26 protein-coding genes are annotated in these 26078 nt (G+C 36.7%); all 26 read right to left on the bottom strand.

Annotated features, from left to right (window positions below; genetic code table 11):
* Nucleotides 1-3 precede the first annotated feature (3 nt).
* Nucleotides 4-969, bottom strand: coding sequence for a class I SAM-dependent methyltransferase (locus WCY03_RS01005; protein ID WP_345993145.1), 966 nt, complete (start codon nt 967-969; stop codon nt 4-6).
* Nucleotides 963-2471 (bottom strand): glycosyltransferase family 9 protein, encoded by a 1509-nt coding sequence (locus WCY03_RS01000; RefSeq protein WP_345993144.1) that lies wholly within the window; start codon nt 2469-2471, stop codon nt 963-965. The genes WCY03_RS01005 and WCY03_RS01000 overlap by 7 nt, the downstream gene beginning before the upstream one ends.
* Nucleotides 2464-3870 (bottom strand): glycosyltransferase, encoded by a 1407-nt coding sequence (locus tag WCY03_RS00995; RefSeq protein ID WP_345993143.1) that lies wholly within the window; start codon nt 3868-3870, stop codon nt 2464-2466. Before WCY03_RS00995 ends, WCY03_RS01000 begins: the two co-directional genes overlap by 8 nt.
* 60 nt (nt 3871-3930) lie before the next feature.
* Entirely contained in the window at nt 3931-4899 is a 969-nt protein-coding gene (locus WCY03_RS00990; RefSeq protein ID WP_345993142.1) for a GDP-mannose 4,6-dehydratase, read from the bottom strand.
* Nucleotides 4899-5960 (bottom strand): glycosyltransferase family 2 protein, encoded by a 1062-nt coding sequence (locus WCY03_RS00985; RefSeq protein WP_345993141.1) that lies wholly within the window; start codon nt 5958-5960, stop codon nt 4899-4901. Before WCY03_RS00985 ends, WCY03_RS00990 begins: the two co-directional genes overlap by 1 nt.
* 81 nt (nt 5961-6041) lie before the next feature.
* A complete protein-coding gene (locus tag WCY03_RS00980; RefSeq protein WP_345993140.1) occupies nt 6042-6932 on the bottom strand; it encodes a WcbI family polysaccharide biosynthesis putative acetyltransferase in 891 nt (296 codons plus the stop codon).
* 94 nt (nt 6933-7026) lie between these two features.
* Complete coding sequence (locus tag WCY03_RS00975; RefSeq protein ID WP_345993139.1) at nt 7027-8667, bottom strand: glycosyltransferase; 1641 nt, start codon at nt 8665-8667, stop codon at nt 7027-7029.
* Nucleotides 8664-9416 (bottom strand): methyltransferase domain-containing protein, encoded by a 753-nt coding sequence (locus WCY03_RS00970; protein WP_345993138.1) that lies wholly within the window; start codon nt 9414-9416, stop codon nt 8664-8666. Before WCY03_RS00970 ends, WCY03_RS00975 begins: the two co-directional genes overlap by 4 nt.
* A complete protein-coding gene (locus WCY03_RS00965) occupies nt 9413-10168 on the bottom strand; it encodes an FkbM family methyltransferase (protein WP_345993137.1) in 756 nt (251 codons plus the stop codon). Before WCY03_RS00965 ends, WCY03_RS00970 begins: the two co-directional genes overlap by 4 nt.
* A complete protein-coding gene (locus WCY03_RS00960) occupies nt 10165-10977 on the bottom strand; it encodes a WcbI family polysaccharide biosynthesis putative acetyltransferase (RefSeq protein ID WP_345993136.1) in 813 nt (270 codons plus the stop codon). The genes WCY03_RS00965 and WCY03_RS00960 overlap by 4 nt, the downstream gene beginning before the upstream one ends.
* 3 nt (nt 10978-10980) lie before the next feature.
* Nucleotides 10981-11763: a sulfotransferase domain-containing protein gene (locus WCY03_RS00955; RefSeq protein WP_345993135.1), complete on the bottom strand. Its 783-nt coding sequence runs from the start codon at nt 11761-11763 to the stop codon at nt 10981-10983.
* Nucleotides 11760-12905 carry a hypothetical protein gene (locus tag WCY03_RS00950; RefSeq protein ID WP_345993134.1) on the bottom strand — a complete coding sequence of 382 codons (1146 nt, stop codon included), beginning with the start codon at nt 12903-12905 and terminating at the stop codon, nt 11760-11762. Before WCY03_RS00950 ends, WCY03_RS00955 begins: the two co-directional genes overlap by 4 nt.
* Nucleotides 12898-13659, bottom strand: a complete 762-nt coding sequence (locus WCY03_RS00945) for a class I SAM-dependent methyltransferase (RefSeq protein ID WP_345993133.1) — start codon at nt 13657-13659, stop codon at nt 12898-12900. Before WCY03_RS00945 ends, WCY03_RS00950 begins: the two co-directional genes overlap by 8 nt.
* Nucleotides 13656-14762 carry a DegT/DnrJ/EryC1/StrS family aminotransferase gene (locus tag WCY03_RS00940; RefSeq protein ID WP_345993132.1) on the bottom strand — a complete coding sequence of 369 codons (1107 nt, stop codon included), beginning with the start codon at nt 14760-14762 and terminating at the stop codon, nt 13656-13658. Before WCY03_RS00940 ends, WCY03_RS00945 begins: the two co-directional genes overlap by 4 nt.
* Nucleotides 14759-15190 (bottom strand): hypothetical protein, encoded by a 432-nt coding sequence (locus WCY03_RS00935; protein ID WP_345993131.1) that lies wholly within the window; start codon nt 15188-15190, stop codon nt 14759-14761. Before WCY03_RS00935 ends, WCY03_RS00940 begins: the two co-directional genes overlap by 4 nt.
* Nucleotides 15187-16011 carry a hypothetical protein gene (locus tag WCY03_RS00930; protein ID WP_345993130.1) on the bottom strand — a complete coding sequence of 275 codons (825 nt, stop codon included), beginning with the start codon at nt 16009-16011 and terminating at the stop codon, nt 15187-15189. Before WCY03_RS00930 ends, WCY03_RS00935 begins: the two co-directional genes overlap by 4 nt.
* Entirely contained in the window at nt 16008-16991 is a 984-nt protein-coding gene (gene galE, locus WCY03_RS00925; protein ID WP_345993129.1) for a UDP-glucose 4-epimerase GalE, read from the bottom strand. Before galE ends, WCY03_RS00930 begins: the two co-directional genes overlap by 4 nt.
* Nucleotides 16988-17992 carry a glycosyltransferase gene (locus WCY03_RS00920; RefSeq protein ID WP_345993128.1) on the bottom strand — a complete coding sequence of 335 codons (1005 nt, stop codon included), beginning with the start codon at nt 17990-17992 and terminating at the stop codon, nt 16988-16990. The genes galE and WCY03_RS00920 overlap by 4 nt, the downstream gene beginning before the upstream one ends.
* Nucleotides 17976-18800, bottom strand: a complete 825-nt coding sequence (locus WCY03_RS00915; RefSeq protein ID WP_345993127.1) for a sulfotransferase — start codon at nt 18798-18800, stop codon at nt 17976-17978. Before WCY03_RS00915 ends, WCY03_RS00920 begins: the two co-directional genes overlap by 17 nt.
* Before the next feature lie 27 nt (nt 18801-18827).
* Nucleotides 18828-20369, bottom strand: coding sequence for a TIGR04372 family glycosyltransferase (locus WCY03_RS00910; RefSeq protein WP_345993126.1), 1542 nt, complete (start codon nt 20367-20369; stop codon nt 18828-18830).
* A complete protein-coding gene (locus WCY03_RS00905) occupies nt 20369-21298 on the bottom strand; it encodes a glycosyltransferase family 9 protein (protein ID WP_345993125.1) in 930 nt (309 codons plus the stop codon). Before WCY03_RS00905 ends, WCY03_RS00910 begins: the two co-directional genes overlap by 1 nt.
* A gap of 9 nt (nt 21299-21307) precedes the next feature.
* Nucleotides 21308-22141, bottom strand: a complete 834-nt coding sequence (locus WCY03_RS00900) for an NAD(P)-dependent oxidoreductase (RefSeq protein ID WP_345993124.1) — start codon at nt 22139-22141, stop codon at nt 21308-21310.
* Nucleotides 22142-22153: 12 nt separating this feature from the next.
* Nucleotides 22154-23233 (bottom strand): radical SAM protein, encoded by a 1080-nt coding sequence (locus tag WCY03_RS00895; RefSeq protein WP_345993123.1) that lies wholly within the window; start codon nt 23231-23233, stop codon nt 22154-22156.
* Nucleotide 23234: 1 nt separating this feature from the next.
* The gene (locus WCY03_RS00890) at nt 23235-24386 is read right to left on the bottom strand and encodes a class I SAM-dependent methyltransferase (RefSeq protein WP_345993122.1); all 1152 of its coding nucleotides are present in this window, start codon (nt 24384-24386) and stop codon (nt 23235-23237) included.
* The gene (locus WCY03_RS00885; protein WP_345993121.1) at nt 24387-25283 is read right to left on the bottom strand and encodes a transketolase C-terminal domain-containing protein; all 897 of its coding nucleotides are present in this window, start codon (nt 25281-25283) and stop codon (nt 24387-24389) included.
* Nucleotides 25280-26074: a transketolase gene (locus tag WCY03_RS00880; protein WP_345993120.1), complete on the bottom strand. Its 795-nt coding sequence runs from the start codon at nt 26072-26074 to the stop codon at nt 25280-25282. The genes WCY03_RS00885 and WCY03_RS00880 overlap by 4 nt, the downstream gene beginning before the upstream one ends.
* Nucleotides 26075-26078 lie beyond the last annotated feature (4 nt).

Genomic DNA, 26078 nt, shown 5'->3' with positions numbered 1-26078 from the left:
AAACTACCTCAATAAGATTATCTTGTCATTATCAAGATGATATGTTTTGCAAAGCTCTTGAACGATCTGTTCTTCTCGGCCGAGAAGAGTGATGATGATGTGGTCGAACTCCATGTTTTGAAGGTTCTTCACCGAATATACGACATCGCGTTTACTGTGCGTATCCGTCAGATCGCTGATGCCGTCGACAAATCCGACGATTTTATCGCCGAGAAGATCATCTAACATCCGTCCGAGGTTCCCGTATCCGTAGACAACAAACCTGCTATTTTGATTTTTCAGTTTTTGGATACCCGTGAGCAGTTCGCTGAACTCATTTGGAAATCTGTCCTCGATCTTTGGTTCCAGGTGAGATCTTTCTTTTTGGATCTCTATGATCTGCAAGTCGCTCTTTTTTCTTACTATAAACTCTATCGCCGATTCCACATTTGGCTGCAGAGTCTGATCTGCCCGATACAGATTATGATTATAGAACTCACTGATCTTTTCTACTTTTTCAATCTCTATATGATCCTGAAACTTACGCAGCAGATCAAAGATATTGATAGAGTGCTCAGACCAGCTCTGACTTTTTTGGATCGTGAACGTATGCTTATGATCCGTGTTATAGACGCTCGGCCATTGTTTTTGTTCATACATATCTTCATCCGGGACCGTAATGATAAGATAGCCGCCTTTTTTGGTTATGCGCAGCCAGTTTTGGAAAGCTTCATACACATCGACCATATGCTCCAGACAATGGCTGGATACTACAAAATCAAAACTTTCATCTTCGCAGTTCTGCATTTTTTGAGCGTCTCCATCCTCTAGATCCCAGATCTTTACGGATCTGACTAGCGGAAACACTCCTATATACTGGGAAAACGGATCGGGTTTGCCGCCGATGTCGATCCCCTCACCATTAAAATATCTGTTATGAAAATTGCCATTATAAAAACGTCTTCTGGCTGCTTTGCTTTGCTCTAACATATCTCATATCTTCCTTTTTGTCTTATCTTGAACTTTATTATCTTTTCATGTGCAACATGATGTTTTTCAACCAGGTCCTTTATGATCTCGTTCTCTCTTCCAAGCAAACTGATAATGATCTTATCAAACTCGATATATTCTAGGCTTTTAGGAGAATGGATATTCTTTTTATCTGCCGTTTGACCTACCAAAGATGAATTGTTATCCACTATTGCGATACATGCATCGCCTAAAAACTTATCAATTGTCTGACCAAAAGAACCGTTACCGTATATGACAAATCTGCTGCCGCTTTGTTTTAAGTTCATTATCTCTGCAAAGATCAGACTGTAATCCGATGCGAACCCGTAATTTCTTTTTATTTGGTTGGGTATGAGATACGACTGTTTTTCAGCCTCTGTTTGTCGTACATCTTCCGAGCTAAAAGAGATACCCACCTGTTGAAATATCTCATTTAATTTTGATACCGCTTGATCGATTCCGATCTCATTGATATCCAAAGCCGAACCGTTATAATAAAGCTCTTTATACTTCATAAAACTATTCTCATCATATTCAAAAGGGTATAAAGCAAAATAGTTTTGTACATGGGATGCCGGATACGGCGTAAATTTACCGAAATGATTTGCATTTGATAGGACGAAAACAGGCTTATCCAGAGCTGCAGCGATATGCACGGAACCAGTCTCGTTTGAGATCATCAGCTTCGAATTTGAAATTAAAGCCACAACATCGACCAGAGACGTCTCGCCTACAAGATTATAAAACTTCTTGCCGGCTACCGCGGCTGCGACTGCATCCGCATCATCAGACTCTTCATTTCCCCCACACAAGACGACTGCCAGATCCGTTACATGTAAAATATATCTTATCAGTTCTATATAGTTATAGACACTCCATTTTCTATATTCCGCATCTGCACCGATAAATACCACAATATAATCAAAATCAAAATTGATCTGCATCTGCCAAGAATCCGGTAAATGTAGGGCAGGCTTCGCCTGTAAGATCTTTTCATTTAAAATAGTTTCAAAAACACTCTTTAACTGGTCAAACTCGAAGACTTTGTTATCTGTTATATCATACACCGACATATAATTTTTATCAAAAGCAGCAGCATCAAATAATCTGTTTTGATGTACCCTGTCTTTGACAAGTATTTTATCTCCGGCATCTACGGAACCGATGAACCGTTCCAGTGCATCATGTCTGGCAAACATCGCATTGATCACGGTATCATACTGATACTGACAGATCTCCTGATTTTTCCTTTCATAGTACCATTGACCCAAAATATATTTTTGCAGATCCACATAAAAATATCCGTCGGCCAAGTCAGGATCAAAGAACTCTACTAACTCTTTTACTCTTTGGTTGACTACAAAAAATACCTTATAATCTTTAAACCTGCTGCTCTTTTTTATCGCATACATAATATTTCTGAAAATGATGTAATCGCCGATGTGGTCCGGTCGGACGAACAATAAATTTTTACTATTCAATCAGCTCTCCGTAAAAAGGGTCTATGTCCAGAGATATAAAGTTATGACGACTCAAGGATTCATCTCCTTTTAGTTCTCTTATGATCGCGATCGCTCTTCCAAATACACTCACGAGTACATCTTTAGGTTCTTTTTCTTCTCTTAATTTGTCCAGCGAAAATATTTTTATATCGTTTAAACAGGTGTTGTGCTTACTGTGATCCCTGTCTACAATATATTCGCACTTTTTGCTTTCTATGCTCAGCAGTAAAGACGCGCCCGTTCCCGCTCCGTAAATAACGAACTTTGTATCCGCATTTTTCAATCTTTGATGCAAAACATTTAGATATTTTGAAAAAAGCATACTAAGATTATTATTATAATAACCCATCTTCAGGTCTTCGGCTACAAAATAATTGCTTGGCTGTAAACTTTTTTTCAACTCCCGGATATTTTCGGATAAAAGTTTCCTCTCATCCAGATCTGTCATAGGCTGTTGAATGAAGCTTATGATCTCGTTCTCCTGAGATACGAAGTTCTCATGGATCTGCCGTATCTTTTTTTTGGCATTTGATCCCAGCAGTTTAAAATCCGAGATATCTATTCGTTTGGGATCGTGATAATCAAACAGCAATCCGTCCACTCCGTCTACAATATATTCATTCATTGTAGGATGGTCCGGCGATATTACACATTTGCCATAGCTCATAGCTTCCAAAAACGCTTGTCCGATACCTTCATAAAGTCGTGGAGCGATAAATATATCACACCCCTGCATCACTCTTTTTATATCCTCTTTATCTTCAAACCAACTTGTCCTGGTAATATTATATTTTTCGATCTCTTCTTTGCTTGGCGGTTTAAAAAATATATCTTTTTGGACATTATCGTTGAGCCTGTGAAGATGGATCGATTCTATTTGATCGAGGTCCAGAAGCTTTTTGATAAGCTCAAAGTTTATCGCATTGCCTCTTTGCCAAAAAAAAAGTTTTGCTTTTGTTGAAACAGCCGAAGGTATGCTGTCGTCAACGTCGGGAGCATACTGGACATATAGATTATCTGTAACCCCTAAAAACGAGAACTTGTCGTAAAGCGTTTTGGAAAAGTTGATAAATTTGTATTTTGCGAACTGTCTCCACTTGCCGTATGTAATGTTCAAATCATTGTCATACATAGGTATTAAAATAATATTTTGACATTTGAAAAACTGCAATTTCTCTTTTGTAAGCATAATCTGGAACAATATCACTGCATCATACTCAGAATGTATCAAAGGCGAGTTCATCACATCTAAAGATGCTTCAAACTGCCCACACCAAATGAAATCTATCTCATAATGCTTTGCGAGTATGTCTATAAAAAATTTTGTGGACAATGTTTTTTTATGGAACTCAAGCCCTATATATAAAATTTTTTTCATACTTCTATACAACCTTCTGTAGTATTCATGATTATCGCAACATTGATTTTAGCAGACTCTTCACTCGTATCCTTTTAATTCCGCTTCTATCATCTCTTCAACGATTTCGTGCAGACTCTTTGTGTGTTGAAATCCGATAGCCGAAATCAATTTTTCAGTGTCTCCGCAAAGCGGCAGCTTTTCACTCGCCCTAAAAAATCTTTGATCGATCTTAAAATAATCCCTATAATCCAGTCCAAGATATGAAAACGCTATATCTAAAAACTCCCGGACGCTGTGAAGCTTCCCTGTTGCCATGATATAGTCATCAGCTTTGTCCTGCTGCAATATTTTCCACATCATTAAAACATAATCTTTTGCGTAACCCCAATCTCTTTTCGCATCTAGATTACCTAAAAAGATCTCTTTTTGCAATCCTTTTTTAATTTTAACGGCAGCCGTAACGATCTTTTTGGTCACGAACTGATTTCCGCGTCTTGGACTTTCATGGTTATACATAATCCCGGTGCAGGCAAAGATATTTTCTTTTTCACGATAATTTTTTATTAGATAATAACTTGAAACTTTAGATATCCCGTAGATGCTCTTTGGATTAAACGGTGTTTTTTCATTTTGTGGGAACTCCACCGGTTCACCGAACATTTCACTTGTGCCGGCAAAAAACAATCTACATGCAGGCTTTAGCTCTTTAATAATCGATAGTAAATAGTGTGTAGAACTAAAATTACTGCTTATTGTTTGAAACTCTTCGTCAAAAGAGTAATCGACAAACGTCGAACCGGCAAGATGATAGCACTCGTCCGGCAAAACTTTGGCAAATATCTTGTATATGGAAAGATGATCACTCAGACTACCCGCATGCAGAGTGATCTTGTTCTCTATATGTGCGATATTTTTTAATTTTTCACTATTTTCCAGAGTTTCACGTCTTACAATCGCATGCACTTCATACTCTTTTGAAATCAGAAGTTCTGCTAAATAAGACCCGTCCTGTCCGGTAATGCCGGTTATAAGCGCCGTTTTCTTCATCAATTACCTTTATAACTTAGATCAAAAGCAACTATTTTACTTCTGTTGACATGTAATTGTTCAACCAGATATTTTATTATTTCCTCTTCTCTTCCCAAAACTGTCACGACTATCTTTTCAAAATCATAATTGTGAATATTTTTTGGATTATCCTTTATGATTTCACCTTCTATCCTATTATCTATTGAAATGTCAAAAATCACTTTCACAGATCTATTTAAAAAAGGAAGAATAAATTTAGTGATGTTTCCGTCCCCATAAAGTGCGATAGAGCTATTACGAAAAGAATCGACCTCCTGTATCAATCTATTCACCAGATCCGCAAAATATCTATTTGGATTATTATCGAATTTGATCAGCCCTTTATATGCCGTATGCTTATAAATATCGTTTTGATCCTCTTTATATGTTGAAACGATATAGGTCAACTCTGCATACGCTTTTACATAGTTTTCATCCCAGAATCCCTCTTTTAGGTAATTGGCTATAGGTATATCGATAAATTTAAACTTATGTCCGTTGTAATAAAGTTTCATCATCAGATCGGCATCGCTGGCGATCTTGTAGGTTGTATTAAACTTATATCTTTTCAGCGGATCGATTCTGGTAAACATCGATTGATGATTGCATGGAAATCTTTTTTCCATCACATCTAAGGACTGTGCCGGCTCATAGAAAATGATTTCATCATTCTCTATTATATTGACACCTCCGCAAATGACGTCATAGTCGGATAGATCATGATTAAAAATCGATGAAATCGTATTGCTGCTTGCGAACGTATCTCCTGCATTCATGAAGTTGACCCAGCTACCGGTTGCGACTTCTATGCCTTTATTCATTGCATAATATATCCCCCCATCCGCTTCGCTTATCCAATAAGATATATTTTTTTCATACTTTTTGATGATATCAACAGTTCCATCACTGCTTTTGCCGTCAATAATAATATATTCTATATGGGCATAGTCTTGATTGATCACGCTTTGAATAGTTTTCTCTAAATATTTTTCTGCATTATAAGTTATCGTGATTACTGTAATTTTTTGTGCATTATTCACCTGAAAACCTTTCGCCCTTTTTTCAATAAACAGAGTTTTTCTCGTCTTATTATAGCTGTAAATACCGTATTGACCATAGGATTAAAACTTCTCACGCATAAAGTCTCCGATAATCTTATATATTCCGCCCCTCGAATTCATTATATAATTCAAATTATATTCAAGCTCCGTATCGCTTCTGGAATCATAAAAATCAAAATACTGTTCTATCATCTCTTCGCGCGAGAACTCCCTGCCATTAATATGATACATGCTCTCAAAATCATACCCGTAAAATTTGGCAACCGATGCATAAGATGGATATCTTATCCAATCCAAAGCGGTCTGTGCAGGTGTAAATGTACCCGTATAGTCCAAATAATCCAATATATTTCTGGATACATAATTTAAAAGATCGGTCGTAGGATGGTTACAGGTATAGAACAGTTTTTTTGTTTTATTATTTTCAATGATGGATGAGACAGACAAATCACACTCCAGTTCATACTCTTGTAATGTCAAGATACTGTCATCAAACATCTTTTTGAGAATATCGCTATAATAGAAATCATCATCATAAAAAATATCAACAAGCTGTTTTTTCGTTAATTTTTTCATATAGCCGATAAAAATCACCAGATCATGATAATGTGCAGGAAAATCTAAATTACTAAAACCATTAAGATTTTTAAAATAAAACATCTCAGGATTATATCCTTGAAAATATATAGACGGAAAAACAAATAAATTTTTATCAAGTTTTTCTTTTATGTTTTTCAGACTTATTGATGTAAAATAATTTCCTAAAGGTTGTGTGATAATTAAATCAGCATCATTTAGCAATTGCAATACTTCATCTTTTTTTATTTCATCTTGCGCGATAGTATGTACAAGCGGCACATCAAAAAAAGTGACATTATCTTTGAGATGCTCTTTTAAAATATTTTTTATTACCTCACCTTGGCAATTTGTAAGAACGGCAATGTTTTTCATCTGATACAGTTCCTCTTTATAAACCAAACAATTGTTTCAACAGTCTCATTCCACTCAACTGATCTGTATCTATAACGATTTAGGTATGCTGCGCTTAAATATCTAATGTGATTATCCTATCTTTTTGAACACCAGACTCTTTTAAAAGATAGTTTATTATCTCCTCTTCACGACCAAACACGCTAATAATGACCTTCTCATATTGCATATTCGGTAGATTTTTTGGAGAGTACACGGCACCAACTGCTATATCGCAAGAGATCACATTACTTGATATATCGACAAAAGCGACTATTTTTTCAGGGATAAGCTTATATATCACTTTGCCGATCGTTCCGTGTCCGTAGATAATGCATTGTTCTTCAATACTGTTTATCTGTTCAAAAAACTTATTGAAGTTTTGTGAAAACCTCAGCTTTTTTGTCGGCAGAAAACTCCTACATGTTAAACCTAACAAAGCATCAAAATAACTGTTAACATCAATATTTCTGTCTTGGTAGTAAAAACTTTCTTCTTTGAGTTCTTCAAAGAGTTTGTTGTATGCTTTTGCTTGATGATGGAGCTGATACTGTTGCACTATCAGTTCTCGACCATTTTTAGCTTTATCTTCTCTGCTTTTTTTATCTATTATCAGCTCGTAAACAGCATCACTTAAAGCTTTGATATCGCCTTTTGCAACGATTTTGCCGTTTTCCTCGCTTATTATATCTTGTGCTCCGCCCGTATCAAACGCTACTACGGCGGTTTGGCACGAAAAAGATTCCAAAATGGTATTTGGTAAATTATCCTCGAGTGAAGGCAGGATGAAGATATCTGCCGCACTATAGATACGGCTCAGCTCTTCGTCGTTATCTACGAGACCTAAATTAATCACGGGGATAGGAAAGTCGTCGCTGCATTCTCCTCCAAAAAAGAGGCCGATGACATCAAGCTCTTTTATCCTCTCTTTGAGCATTTTCATCGCTTCAACCAGTTCAAAAAAGCCTTTTCGTTTTTCACTGTGATTCATGACCCCGAAGGTCAGAACGATCTTTTCCTTATCTATCCCGAGACTCCCTTTGGCTTCTGCTTTGTCGATAGCTTTAAAGACACTGCTGTCAATGCTGTTTGGTATGACTTCAATCCTTTTATCTTTAAACAACGAACTTTTTCTCGCTTCGTCTGCAAGCCACTGACTGGGAGCCACTATCGTGATATTTGCATTTTTCAGTATCTCCCGCTTTGCTTGTAAAACTGTTTTTGGCAGGCTTTTACTATCGTTTATGAGCTGCGGACATTCTGAGCAATCACTTTCATAACCTTTACATGTAGAACTGTAATGACATCCGCCGGTAAAAGGTTTCATGTCATGCAGGGTCCACACGATCGGTCTATTTGATCTGGTTAATTCATATAGGTTGTTCAGAGATAAAAAGAACTCTATCCAATGCAGGTTAATCACATCATACTCATCCAGACCGGGTAAACTCGTATCCTCATATGAGAAAGAAAAAAGCGTGTTGCTCAAAGCCGTCCTGTTTTTTACAATATAATTGCTATAAAATGCAGAATCCGCCTCCTTGAGATCACCGTTCTTAAAGTCAAGTTTTTTTGCTTGAGAGAGATCGTCAGCTTTGTGTGAGACAAAATAATCGATGTCGATATTTTGCATATTTTGCAGCCCGCGCTTCAGCCTGTAAGTCGCACGAGCCGCTCCTCCGCTGTTATCGGTTGTCGAGAAAAGTGCTACTTTCACTGCTTGACCGCTTCCATAAATAAAGAATCGGGCTTTCTGACGGTGCCCTCCACTTCATTATCCAGACAGTACGTCGTAAAATCTTTGATATCGGACTCATTGAACCCAACCCTTTTTATCTTTTGAAATCCTATGTCGGCCAGTAAAGTTCCTAAAGAATACTCATCGTACATCCATTGGTGTACCTCTCCAGAAGTTCTAAATTTACCGATCTCATCTGCACTTTTTTTTATACACTTTTTGTTCGGTACGCTGTTGGGGCCTTTTCTGATGTTCTCAAGCACATTTTTCACTTCCGAACCGACTCTTTGGATAACAAACTCTTCTTGAGGCATCGGATTTTGCTTCCAATACTCAAGCATCTCCCCGCCTCCATAATTTCTGACCATCTGATCAAACAGTTCTATCATGATCCATTCATATTTTTGTCCGGCATCGATATCGCCTTTTTTCGCTTTATCCAAGAATTCGATATAACTTCTCATCAGCTGTTCCAGATCAGGCACGACAACCCTAAATATCCCTTGCGGTTTTAAGACCCTGTAACACTCTTTTAAAAAATTCGGCGCTTCACATTTTGAAAAATGCTCCAATACATGAGAACTGTATATGACATCCATACTGTCATCTTCAAACGGTAGTTTCTCGTGCAGATCAAACGCTTGCACATGTTCATTGTTTGATTTAAAATCTAAGTTTATCCACTCTTTGTGGTATCTGCTTCCACAACCCAAATTCAATAGTTTCATTTTCTGTATCCAAAAATATTCAGCTGATTGTCAAAACCGACGTAGTCTGTTATGCTTTCAAACGGATGAGAGGATTTGACACCTATATGTTCAATATAATATCTAAAACCATTTTTTTCTAAAATAGAAAGTATTGTCGAGAGCGTCTGAGGTTTGTCGCTAAACGAATGGTACTCTATAAAAATATTTTCAACATTTTTCAATTCGTTTTGGCATTCTAAAAGCACATCGGTTTCAGCACCCTCGATATCGATCTTCAAAAAATCTACGTTTACATCTTTGAGATATTCACTTAACTTGACCGTCTGCACCTCGATGATTTGCTGCTTTTCGTCATCTGCTGCTATCCTTCCCCCGTCTGCACCTTCGGAAAAGAATCTCAGTGTCGTCTCCTGATTCCAAAGAGCTTTATTTATAAGCTCGGCATCTTTGTATCCAAACGATTCCACATTGCTCTTTAGATATTTAAAGATCTCTTTGTCAGGTTCGAACGCAATGATCTTTGCATGAGGATACAATCTTTTAAAATATATGACACTCAATCCTATATTTGCGCCGCAGTCGATGATAAGAGGTTTTTTTGTCCGGGTACTAAACTTGTATATCTCCAGCTGAAATATCTCTTTGAGTAAAAAGAAGAAAGATGCGACGTCCGGGATATAAACCTTTTTATCGAAAAGAATCAGATCATTCTCCACAAAACGTGTAGATTCTCTTAGCTTTATATAATCTTCATCACTCAATAGCTTCAATGTTTTACCTTTTCTGCGTCAAGTTGAGCATGTTCGCTCCAAATTAAATCGATTAATTTTATACCTTTTTCGAGCCAGTTGTTATGATGAACAAATTGATATCCATGACTCTCAATGTCATAAGGTGTTATCGGACAATTGGTTTCAAACAGATCATTAACCCGGCAATTTTTTATTTTAGATTGATCAAACGGTATCTCTAAAATCGTAAAAATCTTTTTGATTATTTCATAGAATACTATGTTTGTCGGATGATTATGCGTAATAAACAACTTCTCTTTTTTATAATTTTGTTCAATGAAGTCTGATATTTTAATATCAGTCTCGTACTCTTTTTGAACCAAGATATCGATGCTCTCTTGAAATCTATTTTGTAAATCAAAATCGATATGACCGGACATGTATTTTTCTAATATCTCATTTTTTGTATGTTGTTTTTGTATCAAGCTTATAATGGCTTCTTCACCATATATCTTTCCATAACTGTTACCTTCTGCCATCGGAGCATGACTCATTGAATAGATACCACTGTTAAATATATATGGAAAAGTCAGACTTACACTCTTGTGTTTTATATTTTTTTTGATATTTTCATCACTCAACTCATTATGTTTGGACGATAAAGGCTGATACACTAAGATATCGGCGAGACGTATAATATTTAAAATCTCTTCACCTAAGAGCATATCACCTGTTCTGGAGTTATTGGAAAGATTGATTATCTCATACTCGTTTTGCGGCAAGAAATGTGACATTAAAAGTGCCATCTGCCCCGCTTGACAATTTCCAAAAACAACTATTTTTTTCATCTGTCACCAATCCATATCAGTTTCATAACCCAATTGAATCAATAAATCTGCAGTGGCTATTTTAAATCTTTTCTTATGTTCATTACTAAAGTAGTTTTTCCAGTCACCTTCCTGGCCTTTTCGATAATGCGATTTTTTATTTTCCACACCAACATCCCTATCTTGAGTCATTGCTTTAAAACTATACTTGTCTAAGATCTTATCTACTTCCCACGATGATAATGCAATATCCAAGAATTGAAAAAGTTCACTAAATATCTCTTTTTGCCTTGCACCGATCAAATCTTCATATTTCACTACTCTTACACTGGCGTTATCTTTTGATTCAAGCCATGACAGCAAAGATGTGTACAAAGGATTTTTTGCATTATAAAAATCATATGCTTTTTCTAAAAAGTAGTTAAAACCAGCTTCTTGATTTAAACTTTGCAATATCTTTCGATCTCTGGCATGATCTTCATCAATAATTGGATGAGAGAATGTGTATGAGAAGTAAAGTGACGTAATAACATCCCTGGGATCTCTCATGATCCAAAATGCTCGGTAACTATCAGGCTTTTTCATATATAAAAATGATTCATAATCAATATAAAGCGGTGTTACGATACTGTTAAGTTCAAATCCGGCTAATAGATCATCATGATCTCTTTTAGACCATAAATAATCTTTGCTGGGTGCATATAATTTTTTATTCGACCTCTCCAATATAAGCGGATCGCTTAAAATATTGCGTATCCACTGTGTAGCACTTTTTTGTATCCCGCAATGGTATATATTTTCAATCATATTTTCAGATCCTTGCCAAGAGCATTTTTAAATGACTCCTTGAAATCATATTTCAAATATGTTTTATAACAATTTTTTTTGTATATTTCATAATTGCTCATTATGTTCTCAAAAGCTTTCTGTACTTCGTTAAAATCATCTAAGACTATGCCGCAGCCGTTATCTTCCACCAATGTTTTCATATTAGGTATATTATTTGCGATTACGGGCACCCCGCATCTTACGGAATCAAAAAATTTACCCGAAGACCATGCGGCATATTTTAAATTTAAATTCACAGGTTCGTAATATACGAAACTTATATCGGCTGATGCAAATATTTTAAACTTATCTTTGTGCTCCAATATTGTATTTGAGTAATAAATTTGACCGCCGTTGCTTTTCATTGCAGATTCTATACACTCTTTAATATTCCTATCCGGCAGCCAGCCATGTAAGACCAGGACAAATTCATCGCTGCAGTTTTTAAATGACTCGAGTATTTTATCAACACCGGTAATGCTCATCAAAGTCCCCGTCACCAAACAAATTTTTTTGTCCTTATCAATATCAAACATATCTCTAAAAAAATCGCTCTTTTCAAAAATCGGTTCACCTATTGTACTGTTATAAACAACGGATAATTTACTTATAGGGACATGAAGCGTTTGAGATAAAATTTCGGCTCTATATTTATCCTGCGTAAAAATTCCTTCTGATTTGTTTGCAAAAAACTTCTCAGCGACTTTCTTTTGATCTTCTCTCTCATAAAATTCTAATGAGTGATAATAAAACCGTATATTATTTTTTAATCCATATATCCCGGCACGGATTAAACCCTCCTCATCATAACCGATCAGAAAATCATAATCTATATCTTTAGAAGTGATAAAATCTATAAATTCTAAGTCCTTTTTATTAACTTGCAAATCGATATACTCTTCTAGAATATCTTCGCCTTTATAATCATAAAAATATATGTTCACATTATCCAAATTAAATAACGGCTCATTCAATCCCATACGATTACAAGCTTCATTTTTATCATAATATAGATCTATTTTGTAACCAAATGAATGCAAATACTCAACACTGCTGACAATTGGCGTACTCACTCCGGCCCATCCAAACGGAGCTATCAGTGCGATATGCTTATCAGTCATTCTTTAATATCCATAAAACATTCCAGCTATTGAAATTCGGTTTATCATGAGTCATCCACTCATATTTTTCTACTATTGTTAAGCCGACTTTTTCACATATCAGTTCCAACTCCGTATCAAAGAGGTATCTCATCTTATGAAGCTCTTTTTTTTCGATGATCTGCGTAGTTTTTTTATTCTCGATAAAAAGGTCGTAATGAACATCTACTACATTTTTTTCTACATGTAAGACAGGTTCGACGAATCTCGTGACTTTTATCTCATTGTTTTCAAGCCTTTTGACCCTTGTCGTCGGCAAGTCCGTTAAAACAGCCGGTCCGTACCAAAAATCAAAGATAAAGATTCCACCCTCTTTTAAATGCTCTCTTGCTACTTGAAAAGCCTGTAACAGCTCATCATTTGAATTTTGGTAGCTCATTACATGAAACAGCGAGACAACGGCATCAAATTTTTTATCTAGCTTTAATTTTGTAATATCGGACTTACTAAAAGTGAGATTATCTTCTTTGCCTGTACGTCTTGATTCTGCAATGCCAAGCATCTCTTCACTGAGGTCTACGCCATGAACCGTATACCCCTTATCGCAAAAAAGTTCCGCATGTTTTCCCGTACCGCATCCCATATCAAGCAGAGTTTTTGCATCTTTGCGGTTTGCGGCGATCAGCCCGTTCACATAATCTACTTCACCCGCATAATCTTTATCGGCGTAAAGCAGGTCATAATACTTGGAATACAATTCTCCGAACTGGTTCATACTAAGACCTTATGTAAAATATTTGAAACCTCTCGTATCTGCTCTTTTGTCAATGCCAGACCGCTTGGAATATAAAAACCTCTTTCATAGAGTTTTTCGCTATTTGGCAGATCATCGTCTAAGAACAGTCCCATCTTATGAAAAACCGGCTGTTTGTGCATCGGATAGAAAAACGGACGTGTCCCTATCTGAAGTTTTCCAAGTTCTGCCATGACCTCTTTGGCATTTTTTTTGTAATCATCTTTTAGCAGGAGCGCATAGACCCAGTATATATTTTCACAGTACTCTGTTTTTTCCATCGGCAAAGTTATCACATCTATATCTTTTAAAAATTCGCTATATGTACGGCCTATCCAGCGTTTCTTTTCTACGACTTGATCGATCTTTTCAAGCTGTGCCACGCCCAATGCCGCTTGCATGTTCGTCATACGATAGTTCCAGCCCAGCTCTTCATGAACGAATCTATCGGCCGTAAAACATAAGTTACGCAGACTTTTTGCTCTTTCATCAAGATATTTATCATCGGTCAGGACCATTCCTCCTTCACCCGTAGTGATATGTTTGTTTGGATAAAAACTAAATATACTGATATCTCCGAAACTTCCGCATTTTTTGCCCTTGTACTCCTGTCCGTGCATCTGAGCGGCATCTTCTATGATCTTTAATCCATACTTCTTGGCAAGCGTGAGTATCGGGTCTACATCGACGCAAAGTCCGAAAATATGCACGATCATAATAGCTTTTGTCTTTGGTGTGATCTTTGCTTCGATATCTTCGACTTTCATATTGTAAGTAAATAGATCACTGTCTATAAGGATCGGTTTTACCCCGCGGTTCACCAATGCCTGCGCACAGGAGATGATGGTAAAAGAGGGCATTATGACCTCATCGTCCTTTTGAAGGTTTAAAGCTGCCACAGCTATGTCTAGCGCAGCACTTCCATTGGCACATGCAGTCGCATGCTTTCGTCCCACGTACGCAGCCATATCATTTTCAAATCTCTTTATAAACGGACCTTCGGAGCTTATCCATCCCGTGTCTATACATTCATTGAGATATTTTTTCTCATTGCCGTTTAAAAGAGGTTCGTTAACGGGTATCAATTATGAACCCTTATCTGTGTTTCTTCCACATGCTCAAATCGTGTCTTATCATTATCCCCTGCATATGGACCCTGTTTGATCTCTATCATCTCTAAATCTTCCAAAACTTCAAATCCGTGGCCGCCGCTAGCTAAAAGAATGACATCTCCCGTCTCTAAAATTCTACTTTCCAAGTATACTTTGCCTTGTGTGTAAAAATCCACTCTCAGCTTTCCTTTTCTGATGACTAGAACCTCTTGTGTCAACTGAACGTCGCGGCTCACCTTATTGTGCACATGCGCATCTATCTTTTTGCCTTTTTTATGCGACATATATGCGAGTTGCTGAGAATACTCATCGGGTGTGAAAAACTGCATTCCCTCTTTTGAGTAGCTGTTTTTTATGATGATCGCTATCTGTTGATCGCCGCTCATAACGTTATATATCATATTTTTTCTCCGACAAACGCGAAATAACAGTAAACTCTCTGATCGTCAAACTCTTTCATGAGTTCTGGCAGGTTTTTATAAAAGATTATTTTACCTTTTATACCCTTTGGCAGGTTCTTAAATATTCGCTCGTAAAAGATTTTTGCGGAGTAATGTCTGGCAAAGGGAACGGCATACACATCGTCTCTCCATACTTTAGCCGCATCCTCGTCAAAGCTAACATTTTTCTGATCGCATTTGTCGCTTGTACAGTTAAAATAGGTTTTGTCAAGATAAAGAGGAAGGATAACGAACCTGCCTTTTGGCTTTAATATCCTTTGTGCTTCTGAAAGATACTCGATGTCCGCTTTTCCTTCGAAACATTCGTAAGCGCAATGCATCCCCATCTTGTCTATAAATTCGTCCGGCAGTTTCGTATCGCCCGCATTCGCACCGATCTTGTTGCCATGGATCCCCTCCGGATACGAAAGGTCCAATACATACGTCTGCTTTACTTTTTTACCGTAATAAAGATCATCGGCATACTGGCTTCCGCTTGCCGCGATATCCATAAATATGTCCGTTGTTTTAAAATCAAGAACTTTATAACTTAAATAATGTTCCAGACATTTCTCGATATGCACTTCACCGTACGCTTGATACTGGGTGTTTATCCTTGTGAACTCTTTTAGCCAGGACTTAAACTCGTCTATATCTATCTCTTCTTCTACGACATCGATGCCGTACTCGATCAGCCTGTCTTTGATATCTACGAAATCATCATAATATCTTAGGGGTTCTTTGGTCATATCGACTTCGGATAGATAAATTTTAGCACTCATTCTGCTGACCACCTTCTTTTCTTATATTCGATCACACTTTTTAAGATTTCGATTATATCGCTTTTTTTTGCTTCCCACTTCAATACCGCTTTTGCTTTTTTACTGTCGGCTATCAGAACAGACGGATCCCCTTTTCGCGGATCTTCAAATCTGTAGGGAACCCTCTTTTTACTAAGCGATTCGACCGCTTCTATCAACTCTAGTATCGACACTCCCGTACCTGTACCTAAATTAAAATCGTCAGAAACAAGATCTCTGTTTAGATATTCAAGAGCTTTTAGATGTGCATCGGCCAGATCCTCTACATGGATATAGTCTCTGATGCATGTGCCGTCTTTTGTCGAATAATCATCCCCGTAGACCTCTAAAAACTCTCTTTTGCCCTCTATGACCTCAAATATTATCGGTATGAGATGAGGTTCTGGGTCATGCATCTCTGCGAGTTCGCAATCTTCATCCGAGCCCGCTGCATTGAAATAGCGTAAGACTATGCTTTTCAAGCCGTAGGCCTTGTCATAATCCTCCAGTATCTGCTCTATCATCAGCTTTGTTCTTCCGTAAGGGTTGATAGGCGACTTGGGATGTCTTTCGTCCATCGGCAAAAACTTCGGATCCCCGAAAACGGCACATGTAGAAGAAAATACTATCTTTTTGACATCGTATTGTAACATTGCATTTAACAGATTAAGGGTATTTACGACATTGTTCATATAGTATTTTTTTGGATTTTCTACGGATTCTCCGACATAGGCAGAAGCCGCAAAATGAATAACGGTGTCGATATCGAAAGCTTCAAAGACAGTTTTTATGCTCTCGCTGTCGTTTAGGTCTCCAAACACAAACTCGCCGTATTTTGCCAGCTCTTTAAAACCTGTGGAAAGATTATCGAAAATGATAACTCTGTATCCGTTTTTCATCAGCGTCTTGCATGTATGCGAACCGATATACCCTGCACCGCCGACGACTAAAATATTTTTCATATCGATTCCATGAACAGATTATAATCATAATCCATATAGTCTTCTTTTATTACCCATGCAAAAAGTTTCGGGTCGTTTTTAACCTCTTCTTGATGAAAGATGTATCCGTCCAGATAACCGTTATGCATCACATCTTTAAGGGCATCTTCCGAAGAAGCAGACTCTTTTGTAGATACCCTCTTTGCTTTTCTCTCTTCTAGATCGCTGAACTGTCGGTATTTTCGTAATTTACTATATGAATCGCAGACTCCTTGATAGAACATCCTGCTGTACATATATTCTTTGGTCAATCTTTGAGCGGGTATATGGTGGTGCACCAAAACTGCAGGGTTATAGTAAGCTTTCACGTTTTGCTCTATCGCTTTATAACTCAGTCCGCTTTCACCGTCTCCTTGAAAACGCTGCAGTTTTGAGGGGATATTGTCGGGATTGAAACCGCCTAGTTTTAAAAACAGCTCTTTTTTTATGCTGAAGTTCAGCCCCCAGACATACAGAGGCGAGATCTCGATGGTATCTTCACCCATATCGATCAGGCTCAATTGTCCGCACATCCGGATATTGTCTTTGACCGTCCATAATGTATCAAGCCATTTTGGCGGTTCTATTTCATATACGGGCAAAGATCTTCCGCCTAAAATACCGCACTCCTTTATCTCTTCGAAAGTATCGCGGATGCTCTTCAGCCACAGGGGATCAACGGTCACGTCATCGTCAATGAAAGTAAGGATCTCTCCTCTCGCCGTTTTCGCACCGCTGTGTCTTGCCGACAAAAGTCCTGCAACAGGCTCATACTTATAAAATATGTCGATGCTGTCATGTATCCGTTGCACTCTGCCGACCCGCTCTTTCGTATCGTCTGTGGATGCATTGTCTACGACGATGATCTCGTATGATGCTTTGGAGACGCCTTGGCTGCTGCAGAGCGATTCTATACATTTTTCAAGCACCCTTGCTCTGTTGTATGTCGGTATTATCACTGATATCTTAATATCTGAATTCATCGTAAATCTCTTTTGTATGTAAAAAATCGTCTATGAAACTTTTTTCTTCATCACTGAGTTCTATCAGCTTCTCTTTTCTCGTATGTTTGTTAAACATCTCGTCTTCCTCGCATTCTTTACCCTCTTGCGTACCAAATTCACCGTAGATCTTTATCCTGTACTCATTAGCAATGGCAAATAGTTCGGCGATCTCTTCTGCACTTAGCTCAACGTTACACAGAGAAAACATATCACTTATCAGAGTATTGTTTTTTTCGAGATCTTCATATCTGATGATTTTATATCTTTCTTTTGAGATATTTTTTAAAGAATCCAGAGCTAGTTTGTTATGAGCGTACCACATATCCGCTGCACTCTCTACGGTAGCGGGAAAATGCCCTTTACCCCAGGTCTTAGCACCGTTTAATATCGATTTTACGACATCGTAAGGATTTCTGATCATCAAAATGAATTTTGACTCGGGCAGGATCTCGTTGATCGTATCGATAACCAAAGCATGAGAAGGAGTTTTTTCTATGAAATATTTTTCACCGGATAGATCCGCAGTATAACTGATCATTTTATAAAACAGCTCTCTTTGAGAGCTTAAAAACTGCTCATATGTGAAATAAGCCGGCAGACTAAGTCCGCATCTTACATCTTTATATTCAAGCATATTTTTAAAAACCTTTAAATTATGCGCTCCGATCGTAGTAAAGAAATCGCTTTCCTGTCCTGTCTCAAACAAAGAGTGTGTAGCCATTACTTTTTGGATCCAAGTCGTCCCGCTTCTTGGGCTTCCAACTATAAATAGAATATTTTTTTTCAAATAAGTCTTCCTCTCTTTGCCCTTAATTTATATACCGAATATATTTTTATATTTGTCCAAAAAATATTGCGACACATTTGCTTTTCCTATTCTCGGCATAGAATCTTCAGGAAACTTTTTTCTATATTGATCTTGATCTGCAAAATTAAACGGCTGTTTATTCTCAAATAAAACAGCGTACATCTCCTTAGTGGCATTTAATATCTCCTCTGCCGTATTATCTAAAACTTGATATTTATTTAAAATCTCAATTTCATCTCGTATTGCGGAAAGATATATTTTATTATCCATATACTCAGATATTCCGATAATCAGGTCATTAACTTTATTTTTAAACATTTTCAATAGGTAAATATCACCTTTCATATATCTTGGCTGAACCCACGATGCGACATTAGTGCTAATCACAGGTCTTCTAAACATTTGTGACACATCGCTAACACCTGTTATTGTCCCGATCAAAAAAGTTTGCTCAGACATCAAATAGAGATCCATTATTTTACTTTTAACATTACTATTTGCATAGTCTATAACTTTACTGTTGTTATAAGATAGCTTCTGCACGCCTTTGTCCCCTAATCGTATCACAAAACCGCCCTTGGACGTAATAAATTCGATAGCTTGCTCAAAACTGTGTATATTGCATGATCTTATCTGGTTATACTCTCTATCATCTCTTGCATGAACACAAACAAACCAATCATTTTCCTTGATACCAAAACTCTTGTCTAAGATCTCTCGACAATTTTCTTTCTCTCCCTCCGGAAAAAAAAAGTTTTGCTCCTCATTATTCACTAATGGCCTATAGACACTTGGCATATATTTCAATACGTTTAGATCTGTTTTTTCCATTATATTATTATCTTCAACTAGAAAATATTTATCTACCATCTTCATAAAATTATTACCCGCGTTATAATTTAAGAACTTATAATGGAACATAAAATAAAATAAGTGAAACAAATAAAAATTTTTGATTGTTATAAATTTGCTAGTTACGATATCCAATAAATATCTATTACTGGTATTCGTTTCATCAACTATTGCTATAAACTTGTATTTTTTAAAATCATCATTTGCGAGTAAAGCATCCGGTTCTAATGCCATATGTCCAAAGCCGGGAAATCTAAAATTATAAACTAACCTAAAATTCAATATATATAACATAAGGGCAAATGGGAAAAACAAGACTAAAAATACAGGATATAAAAATTCGACAATTTTTATATATCTTCTTTTATTAATTTTCCATCTTGGTGATAAAGAGTATTTAACGGCTTCAAAAAGAGTATTATATGAAAAAACTTGATAATTTTTAAATCCATGCATTTTGAGAGTATGTTTCATGGTTTTTTTATGTTTTTGCGATGAAATCACTATCTTATAGTTAAATTTATCCGCCAACCTGACTCCCTCATCAATTGAAAGAACATCCAGCCCTTCTACCTTCTGCCCTTGCAGATTCTGATCAATGAAACATATGACATCCTCTTTGTCGTACTCCATCTTCAGCTTTGCAATTCTTCCTTCTGTTCCTGCTCCGTAAATGATAAACTTCTGTATAGACATCACTTATCCATATATGTTTCAATTGTATCAATCAGTTTTTGTAAATCTAACGAATCCATACAAAATTCATTATTGGTGCATATAGGAGAGTAACAGTATTTACACTCGAATTGTTCACTTAAATTTAAAGCGAGACCTTTGCCATAAAAATAAATTTCATCTGCTGATGTAGGACCGAACAGGCAGATAACATATTTATCAAGGGCTAAAGCGAGATGAAGTCCCAGTGAATCTTGAGTTACAATAACTTTGCACGAATTAATCCACTCGATGTAATCCAATAAATTATTTTTGCCCTCTTGCCAACTGTAAGGGATGTTCCTATCTTCTAAACGTTTTTCAAGTTCTTCCCATTTAAATTTCGACATGGCTTTGGAAGGCCATTTTGAACCTACCAGATAGTTTAATCCGACTCTACGGATTTCCTCTGTTTTTGGTTTATACCCTAAAGAATATTTCTGGTCTTTCCATTCTATGCCCAGCATATTTAAAATAACCTGCTGCCATATCTGCTTATGCGTTTCTTTATTTTGTATATACTCTTTTGCTCTGACTGATTGAAAATATGTATCGTATTTTCCATCAATCTCATCAAATCGAAAGCCTATCTTTTCCCAGGCATTGATCATATCTGTCAAAGCACAAATACCGTCAATTTTTTCTAAATTGATCACGATATCATACTTTTCTCTCATAAGGACAAACGGAACGAATTCATCCCAGACTAAAACTCTGTCGATCAAGGCATTGTTTTTAACTAATTCCTGTGCTTCTTTTGAAACAACCCATGTAATATGGGGATTCTCATATTTTTTTTTCAATGGTTCTAAAACGACCGTGCATCTTACAACATCGCCAAGACTGACAATTTTACTGGTTTCGCTATCAAGAGTCTCAGATAATCCGAGTTTAATGATCAAAATCTTCATTATTGTCCCTTACTCACGTAAAAAATTTCTTAACGCTTCTTTCCAGCCCCTTAATTTAGGAGCTCGTACAGAAGCTATCGGCGTCCTTAACGGTTTATAATACTTAGACGGGAAATCTTTATCCAGCGCCTTGATAATATCTTTTTTTATCCCCAATATTGCAGCGACTTCCGATACAAATTCGTAAAACGAACAAGACCCTTCATTAGCGATATGATATGTTCCGTATTCATACTTCATGAGAATCATTTGTACAATCTGCTCTGCTATGTCATCAGAAAAAGATAACGTATCTATTTTGTCCGTAGCTACTTTCACATCTTTCTCTGATCTTAGCCATTCCAGCACTTTATCGGTAAACCCTTTTTTATTGTTCTCTCTGTTTCCGAACATTGTGGGTACTCTAACGATATAAAACTTATCACATATACTTTCAACGAACTGTTCTGCCAATAATTTCGTACCCGCATAAATATTCATAGGTCTAGGTTTGTCGGTCTCATAATAATAATCCTCTTTTGTACCGTCAAAAACTGCATGTGTACTAATATATACATAAGTCATATCGCGTTGCAAACAAAAATTCGATATGAGATATGAAGGTAGTGTATTTATACTAAAAGCTTCCAACGGTTTTTCATCACAAGGCTCTATACCTACTATCGCAACAGTATTTATAATATGTGTTGGCTTTTCCTGCTCTAAAATACTTTTTAGTTCTTCAAAATTTTCTATATCTACTTCTTCATGAGATAGAACAAAAAAATCCACACCTTTGGACAATAGTGCTTTTCTTAATGCCACCCCCAATACACCTGTACTTCCTAAAATGCATATTTTCAAAACTGGACCTTCTTATATAAAATTTATATGATCTGGTTTTTGTTGGAGGTTATACAAGAAACGATTAATATATTCATGCCTGCAGTTGCTTTCACATCCTGTATGAACATTGACATTTTTCATATTCTCTTGTACTTGCCAGTAGCGCTCAGATGCAAGTATATCCATAAAAGAGTTCTCTATGATATTTCCCATGAGATATTTTTCTTTTTCGATATCAAACCAGTGTCCGCAAGGGAAAACATTGCCATTGCCGCTAATTTGCAATAAGAATTTCGTACCGTTACATACGTTATACTCTTTCTTGCCGCCTGTTAAAATCTTATTCCATTTAATGATAACTTTATAGTTATCAGTTGAAAAACTTTCCGCCTGTGTAAAAACATCTTGTGAATCATTATACTTGCCATAGTCTGAGCCTAAGTCATTATTTGCAGTATCGGAAGTTGGTTTCACGACAAAATAATCCACGCCCAATTCGCGTCCTATCTCTGCGAGTCTGACAACATCTTGAATATTGTCGTTTAGCATAACCATCTGTATACCTATGGTCGTACTTAGATTATACTCTTTTTTCATATTCACCATAAGTCTGATATTTTCTAGAACATGCTCAAACATGTTTTTACTTACTCTGTGAATATGATGGAATTTTTCCGGAGTAGAAGCACTTAAATTCACCCTGATCCATACTAAAGACTCAAGTAAATTTTTGATTTTATCTCTTGGAATATTCATACCATTAGTAGCCATACCAAGATCCATATTGATCGATTTTCCATACTCTACGATCTCTATTAAATCAGGATGCAGGGTATTTTCTCCCTCGCCTATTAAAGCGATAGAACGGACTCCGGCATCTTTTGCATCTTTAAAAAAGCTTTTCACGCGCTCTGTGGGCATATTGTCATTTTTTTGATAACTGACATTCCCCTGTATGCTTCCATAACAATATCTGCATGCCTGATTACATCCTGTGGAGATACCCATATCAATGTGTAAAGGAGCAATACGTTTTCCCTGTTGCCAATCTGCTACTCTATCTAGATGCCATAGTAGTTTATGGCCGTCCATATTGTATTTATCACTCATTTTATTCCCTCCATGGCACTATAATACTGAATTCACTAATGTTTTTATTACGGATATTCGTTTTGATATTTTCAATATGCTGTCTATTCATTGTACATATTATGAAAACATATTTAGACTCTTTATCAATGCCGGCAGTCGATTGTATAGTAATGCCGTCGTAACGGGCACCTATTTTACTCGGAGTATCGTCAAATATCGTTACGTCACATCTCTGTGCCAAAACCTTTTTAACGATTGGATACACCGACAAGAATACATTGCCAAAACCGTAAAATGCCACTTTATATCCCTGATCGCAGAACTCTTGAATACTCTGCAATGTTGCAGCCTGCCCGGCCAAATAGCTCTCAATCAACGTTTGATAATGATCGTTTTGCTCATATATCATTGTATTGTTGCTATTACTGTTTTTTTGATAGATAGCATAGATACCGTTGCTAAAATCATCAGATATAAGTATTTCCGTAAAACCGCTAGCCTGTAAGACCAAGCGCAGGGTTTCTTTAAAATAATAACCTATGTGTTCTGTAATAAAAAACTCGCTGACATCCTCCAGATCCCGTTTTGTATTTGGAACTTCTACAAAAATATATGCTCCCTCATTTAAAACGGCATGTATCTCTTGTAAAAACTCTTGCGGCTTGTCTATATGCTCCAACACATGTCTTGTTATGACCAAATCGAATTTATTTGAAAAAAGTTCTTTTGTAAATAATCCGTTGATGGTAGGTACTTGAGCTTCCCTTTTTAACGGGTCTATCCCAAGGATATTGCAATTTTGATTTGCATCTTTGAGCAAATATAAGAAATCCCCTCGGTTAGAGCCTATTTCCAAAACATTTGTTATGTTATCAAACGACAAATGCTCGGTTAAAAAATCTAGGGCGTCTTTATAGTAATCCTCTGTCGATGGAAATATTCTGTTATCCATTAACGTATAATTTTTGTAAGTCGTTTTTCCAAGTTCTTCATATTCTTTGCTGTTCAAAGCAGAATCCTGAAAGATGAATCCGCACTTTTGACATCTGCTAATACTAAAATCTATATGTGCGATATCTTCAATTCGCCCAAAGGTACTAAACCCCTGTTCCTCTTTGGTCACAATAGTAATATACTCTTTGTCATGACATACAGGACAATTAATACTCATTTATTTTTCACTTTTGATAATTTTTATTATTGAATCGGCGTCTATTTGTAACTTTTGTCGCAAATAAGCACAATTTCCGATCTCATGTATATAATGATTCGGGACCGCAATTTTTATGATATCGACCAATATCCTTTTTGTTTGAGCCAAATCACATAAAATGCTCCCCAGTCCACCCTCTTTAAAATGTTCTTCTACGATATATATTTCATTATAGTTTTGCAAAATTTTTATTACCTCATTTTCATCAATCGGTGAGATCATGGGCATGGAAATGATTGCTACATCTTTAAGCTCTAAAGAGGCTTTCATTACCTCATCAACAATTGAACCGTGAAAAAGAAGAGCCTTTTTTTCCCTTTTTTTCATTATGATCGGTTTTGAAATATCGATCTCTTGATCGAAAAGAACCGCTTCTCCGCTTTTTGAAAGCCTTATAAAAGTAGGATTTGCACTGCTGATCGCGTATTCAAGAGCCTTCTCCACTTGAACAGGATCTGAAGGTGAAATAATATTAAGATTAGGCATAGTTTTAGCCAGAGCGATATCTTCTAGTGCATAATGCGTCATTCCCGCAGGAGCATACGTGATACCCGAACCAATACCTATCATGATAACGGGCAAATTCTGATATGCTATATCTACGCGTACTTGCTCATAGTTGCGCATAATTAAAAAAGGGATTATATTATAGATAAAAACTTTATGTCCGCTCAGAGCCATCCCCGCTGCTAATCCGGTCATAGCTGCTTCATTTATACCCGTATTTATATACTGTTTTTCCAACTCTTGCTGGAACTCTTCCCATACACCAAAACCGGCATCTCCCGATATTAAGAAACCATCTGAATTGCTTTTACAGTATTCAAATATTTTTTTTGCGGCAGTATTTCTCATAGACTATGCTCCAACTCGTTTAATCCTTGTTGCAAGATTTCGTCGGTTACTATGAAATAGTGCCATTTGAGTTCATTTTCCATAAAAGAGATTCCTTTCCCTTTTGTTGTATCACATATAATAACCTTTGGTTTATCCGACTCATTATTTAGAGCAGTTTCAATCTCTTTGAAGTCGTGTCCATCAATTCTTGTGACATTCCAATTGAAACTCTTAAACTTGTCCTCTATTGACTCAAAAGAAACGAGATCACTTGGTTTACCGTATCCCTGCAAATCATTTCTGTCCACTATGGCGATTAAATTGTTGAGTTTCATCTTCGGAGCCAACATCGCGGCTTCCCATACAGAACCTTCCTGAACTTCTCCGTCTCCCATCAAAACATAGACTTTGGAAGTTAGATTTTTTAATTTTTTAGAATATGCGAATCCGAGTGCTTGAGGCAATCCGTGTCCTAAGCTTCCGCTTGACACTTCGATTGCCGGGTTTGTCGTCATATCTAAATGCGCCGGTAAGCTGCCCCCGTTTTGATAATAACTCGACAACTCTTCTTTTGACAAATACCCTTTTTCATACAATGTGGCATATAGAGCCATAGCTCCATGCCCTTTGCTCATAATGAAGATATCTCTGTTTTCATCATTAAAATCTTCTATCTTCAAGACTTTGAAATACAAAGTAGTTAAAATATCTACACTTGACAGAGCAGTACCGACATGCGGTCCCTTTGAGCTATTGGCTATTCTAAGAATATTTTTTCTTATATTGGTTGATCTCTCTTTTAAATCCATAACA

It is taken from the genome of Sulfurimonas sp. HSL-1716, from assembly GCF_039645975.1.
Lineage (GTDB): Bacteria > Campylobacterota > Campylobacteria > Campylobacterales > Sulfurimonadaceae > Hydrocurvibacter > Hydrocurvibacter sulfurireducens.
This window is presented reverse-complemented; position numbering and strand designations above follow the sequence as displayed.

Coding starts and splice junctions, on each gene's coding strand:
- WCY03_RS01005 (WP_345993145.1), bottom strand. CDS start 969: ATGTTAGAGCAAAGCAAAGCAGCCAGAAGACGTTTTTATAATGGCAAT.
- WCY03_RS00995 (WP_345993143.1), bottom strand. CDS start 3,870: ATGAAAAAAATTTTATATATAGGGCTTGAGTTCCATAAAAAAACATTG.
- WCY03_RS00990 (WP_345993142.1), bottom strand. CDS start 4,899: ATGAAGAAAACGGCGCTTATAACCGGCATTACCGGACAGGACGGGTCT.
- WCY03_RS00980 (WP_345993140.1), bottom strand. CDS start 6,932: ATGAAAAACATTGCCGTTCTTACAAATTGCCAAGGTGAGGTAATAAAA.
- WCY03_RS00970 (WP_345993138.1), bottom strand. CDS start 9,416: ATGAAACTATTGAATTTGGGTTGTGGAAGCAGATACCACAAAGAGTGG.
- WCY03_RS00960 (WP_345993136.1), bottom strand. CDS start 10,977: ATGAAAAAAATAGTTGTTTTTGGAAATTGTCAAGCGGGGCAGATGGCA.
- WCY03_RS00955 (WP_345993135.1), bottom strand. CDS start 11,763: ATGATTGAAAATATATACCATTGCGGGATACAAAAAAGTGCTACACAG.
- WCY03_RS00950 (WP_345993134.1), bottom strand. CDS start 12,905: ATGACTGATAAGCATATCGCACTGATAGCTCCGTTTGGATGGGCCGGA.
- WCY03_RS00945 (WP_345993133.1), bottom strand. CDS start 13,659: ATGAACCAGTTCGGAGAATTGTATTCCAAGTATTATGACCTGCTTTAC.
- WCY03_RS00935 (WP_345993131.1), bottom strand. CDS start 15,190: ATGATATATAACGTTATGAGCGGCGATCAACAGATAGCGATCATCATA.
- WCY03_RS00930 (WP_345993130.1), bottom strand. CDS start 16,011: ATGAGTGCTAAAATTTATCTATCCGAAGTCGATATGACCAAAGAACCC.
- galE (WP_345993129.1), bottom strand. CDS start 16,991: ATGAAAAATATTTTAGTCGTCGGCGGTGCAGGGTATATCGGTTCGCAT.
- WCY03_RS00920 (WP_345993128.1), bottom strand. CDS start 17,992: ATGAATTCAGATATTAAGATATCAGTGATAATACCGACATACAACAGA.
- WCY03_RS00910 (WP_345993126.1), bottom strand. CDS start 20,369: ATGTCTATACAGAAGTTTATCATTTACGGAGCAGGAACAGAAGGAAGA.
- WCY03_RS00905 (WP_345993125.1), bottom strand. CDS start 21,298: ATGAAGATTTTGATCATTAAACTCGGATTATCTGAGACTCTTGATAGC.
- WCY03_RS00895 (WP_345993123.1), bottom strand. CDS start 23,233: ATGAGTGATAAATACAATATGGACGGCCATAAACTACTATGGCATCTA.
- WCY03_RS00890 (WP_345993122.1), bottom strand. CDS start 24,386: ATGAGTATTAATTGTCCTGTATGTCATGACAAAGAGTATATTACTATT.
- WCY03_RS00885 (WP_345993121.1), bottom strand. CDS start 25,283: ATGAGAAATACTGCCGCAAAAAAAATATTTGAATACTGTAAAAGCAAT.
- WCY03_RS00880 (WP_345993120.1), bottom strand. CDS start 26,074: ATGGATTTAAAAGAGAGATCAACCAATATAAGAAAAAATATTCTTAGA.